Here is a 3,519-nt window from a genome sequence, read left to right on the forward strand (position 1 = left end):
ATCGCTATATTAGGTTTAAGTCAACAAAAAGTTTAGACCAATATTTACATTGAATCGCGATAGTTTGAATAAATTCGCTCTCATTTCTTTAAAGGAATCCATTCATGAGTATTGTCAAGAAGTTGATTGTTAACGCAGACGCAGAAACTCGCTATCCTACCCCTGGCGAACTAGAGCAGATTAAGATCTTAGCCCAGAGTGGCGATCGCCGCCTGCGCCTTGCTCAAGCGCTGACAGCTAATCGAGAAGGCATTATCAAACAAGCTGGAAGTCAACTGTTTCAAAGGCGACCGGACATCGTTTCTCCTGGAGGCAACGCCTACGGTCGGGAAATGACTGCAACCTGTTTGCGGGACATGGATTACTATCTACGTTTGATTACATACGCTATTGTGGCTGGTGATGCTACGCCGATTGAAGAAATTGGGGTAATTGGTGTCCGCCAAATGTACAGATCTCTGGGGACTCCTATCGAAGCTGTCGTCGAGAGCGTCCGAGCCATGAAGAATGTCACCAGCACGATGATGTCTGGAGAAGACGCTGGCGAAGCTGGTGCTTACTTCGACTACTTAATCGGTGCTATGCAGTAGAGCGAGGACTTTTGCCGCTCGATTTAAGTATTTTAGGTCTATGTAACATAACTCCGATCGGAATTCTGCCGAGCGATTTAAGCTTTGGTTGCTCTGGTCGGATAAAATTGGTTAAATGACACAGAGTAGAACCTAATACTAAAGTGGAGTTTTATATGTCACCTGAAGCCACCCCAACCCAATCCGCCGTCCTAGTTACTATTATCGGTGAAACGGTACTCAAAGATAGCATTGTCCAATTACTGAAAAGCCACAATGTTAGTGGCTACACTATTATTCAAGTGCAGGGTGAGGGTGGTCACGGCAGACGCTTGGGAGACATGGCAGGCTACAACACTAATATTGAAATCAAGACAATTGTGTCGCCAGAAGTGTCAGATACTATTTTCTTGGCACTTAAAGAGCATCATGGCAAGCACGCCTTAATTGCCTTCCGACAAAAGGTAGAAGCTTTGTATTAATTATTAAAGGCGAGTTTGAGGAAGTTAAAAAGCTGCTGAAAAAGCTGCTGCGTTAGCATTGAAAGAAACATTATCAATCAATAATTAATAGTTAAAAAACTTGTAGCTTGATGCTTATAATTATCACCTCGATTTAAATCTTTAAGTAAGGTAAGTCGATCGCAACCTCGTAAATTAATATGCTTGTAACTCAAAAGATGGCACTTATACTACGTCTTTAGGTTTCGCTTCAGATTTTGTCGCTTGTATACTGGCAGAGCTGATGTGCAGACAATTTCCAGACGCATCAAGAAGTTCGTTCTTTAAGCGCGAGCGAGTATTTTATGCTAAGATTAAATTAACGAGAATTATTTTCGGCTACGTGACTAAGCATTAGACACTCTGCCATAGACATCTTCCCGAATCTAAAGCTCTACACCTAATAGGTTTGGGAGGTATTGTATGTCAATTTATATAGAAAATCTATCTTCTGAGGTCGAAGAAGACGACCTTAAGCGGATATTTTTAGAGTATGGAACTGTGAAAGAAGTTCATGTACCTACAAATCATAAAACTGGCAAGAACAAAGGATTTGCTGTAGTAGAAATGGAAACATGTGCTGAAGAAATATCGGCAGTTCAGATGCTAAGAGGCATTGAATGGATGGGTCGTATCCTCACAGTGAATAGAGCTAGGATTGAGTTAAAAGACGTTTCGTTGAGCCGCTTGTAGAAAAGATTTTCAGCGGGAAGCAATTGCTTTTTTGGTTTCTCTAGCCGCTTAATCTACAAGAACGCAGCAGCGCAGTAAAAAATGGGACATGCGTACTGTTGCGAGTAGGTTTCTACTCCCGCGAGATTCAAACGATCTTTATTTTAATTCCTACTAATTGTCTCATCTGACTCTGCCCACTTTGTGGCTTCAGAATTACGCTCGCAGTCACTTCCGAAAAAAGACATAGTTAAAGGCTTAATCGAAAGATTTTAAACTTGAAGTGCAGATAAGAGCTATGGATTCAACTATAGATTGCTGCGATCCCAGTAAAAATTAAATCGAATATTAATAAACATAGGTTGGAAAAATGCAAGTTTTATTAAATAAGTCTCTTCAATCACTAGCTCCTTATACAACTGAAAACAGCCGAGAGAATCTAGCCGTGTATGCTGGGCAATCTAGATTGAGGAAGTCTACATGCCCTTGTTGTTCATACATTTTGCTCCGTCATATAGATTTAAAAGGAATTTACTGGCGTTGTAGTCACTGTTACCAAGAAATGCTAGTTTATCCACCACTATATAGAGATCGCAATGACCAACCAGCTCAAGCTCTGAGACCTGCTGTAGTTGTCGCCACGCTCAACAGCTTGAAGTTGTGAAGATAGTTTGTATTTGACTTAACCTTCTAATAATTTGTAGTTCTCTACTTTAGCAGTACAGCTACTTCAAACTCTAGGCGGACACGAGCGATAAAACACTTGGATAGGATAAGAATATAAGTAATAAGTAAGGTCTTCATGACGAATATGGTTGAAACTGACCGCGGGAACGGTCAGCCGCTCGTATTGAATTGGACGAGCATAACGTTTTTTGCAGCAGTTCATGCTATAGCTTTATTAGCACCCTGGTTTTTCTCCTGGTCGGCATTGGGGGTAGCAGTCTTCCTCCACTGGTTATTTGGCAGCATTGGAATTTGCTTGGGGTATCATCGATTGCTGACTCATCGTAGTTTGCAAGTGCCGAAGGGATTGGAATACGCGATCGCCCTGATCGGTTCGCTAGCATTGCAAGGTGGTCCACTCTTTTGGGTCGCGGGGCATCGCAGGCATCACACATACACTGAAGACATTGACAAAGATCCCTACTCTGCAAAACGGGGTTTCTGGTGGAGCCACATGGGTTGGCTACTGTACAAACGTCCAGAATTTTTTGAGTACGAATCCAACCGGAAATTTGCACCGGATTTAGCAAAAGATGGGTTCTACCGTTGGCTCGATCGCTACTATCTGCTGCTGCAAATCCCACTCGGAGTTGGACTATACCTGCTTGGGGGTTGGTCATTCGTTATCTATGGACTATTCCTCAGAGCAGTGTTACTTTGGCACAGTACCTGGCTGATCAACTCTGCAAGTCACATCACTGGCTACCGCAGCCATGACTCCGATGATAATTCTCGTAATCTGTGGTGGGCAGCAATTCTCACCTACGGGGAAGGCTGGCACAACAACCATCATGCCTATCCCAACGTGGCGAAAGCAGGTTGGAAGTGGTGGGAAATCGATCCGACCTGGTGGACAATTCTGATCCTGAAGCAAATGGGGTTAGCTCGAAAAATTATCCTACCACCAACAGCCTAATCACTCGCGACCGAAGCTTGGCTTGTTGAAGAGGCTAGTGCTGTTTTTCCAGCCTTACGTTGTTCTATTGACGGATGCGAACCTTTCCAAATCCCACTATTATTTGAGATATATGTCGAAGCTCTGTCTAAGATTT

The 3,519-nt window shown here is 42.9% G+C and carries 4 protein-coding genes; all 4 read left to right on the forward strand.

Annotated elements, in window-relative coordinates; translation table 11 throughout:
• Window positions 1-104 precede the first annotated feature (104 nt).
• The 4 genes from ACRC32_RS02345 (at window position 105) to ACRC32_RS02360 (ending at window position 3,383) form a co-directional block, all read left to right on the forward strand.
• Complete coding sequence (locus ACRC32_RS02345; RefSeq protein WP_039717211.1) at window positions 105-590, forward strand: allophycocyanin; 486 nt, start codon at window positions 105-107, stop codon at window positions 588-590.
• 155 nt (window positions 591-745) lie between these two features.
• The gene (locus tag ACRC32_RS02350) at window positions 746-1,051 is read left to right on the forward strand and encodes a P-II family nitrogen regulator (RefSeq protein WP_015154538.1); all 306 of its coding nucleotides are present in this window, start codon (window positions 746-748) and stop codon (window positions 1,049-1,051) included.
• 441 nt (window positions 1,052-1,492) lie between these two features.
• Entirely contained in the window at window positions 1,493-1,762 is a 270-nt protein-coding gene (locus ACRC32_RS02355; protein WP_438552473.1) for an RNA recognition motif domain-containing protein, read from the forward strand.
• Between the two features lie 781 nt (window positions 1,763-2,543).
• Window positions 2,544-3,383, forward strand: coding sequence for an acyl-CoA desaturase (locus tag ACRC32_RS02360; RefSeq protein ID WP_438552474.1), 840 nt, complete (start codon window positions 2,544-2,546; stop codon window positions 3,381-3,383).
• Window positions 3,384-3,519 lie beyond the last annotated feature (136 nt).

This window comes from Chroococcidiopsis sp. (assembly GCF_051657925.1).
Classification (GTDB): domain Bacteria; phylum Cyanobacteriota; class Cyanobacteriia; order Cyanobacteriales; family Chroococcidiopsidaceae; genus Chroococcidiopsis.

Excerpts from the sequence above, each read along its gene's own strand:
- ACRC32_RS02345 (WP_039717211.1), top strand. The coding sequence starts at position 105 with ATGAGTATTGTCAAGAAGTTGATTGTTAACGCAGACGCAGAAACTCGC.
- ACRC32_RS02350 (WP_015154538.1), top strand. The coding sequence starts at position 746 with ATGTCACCTGAAGCCACCCCAACCCAATCCGCCGTCCTAGTTACTATT.
- ACRC32_RS02355 (WP_438552473.1), top strand. The coding sequence starts at position 1,493 with ATGTCAATTTATATAGAAAATCTATCTTCTGAGGTCGAAGAAGACGAC.
- ACRC32_RS02360 (WP_438552474.1), top strand. The coding sequence starts at position 2,544 with ATGACGAATATGGTTGAAACTGACCGCGGGAACGGTCAGCCGCTCGTA.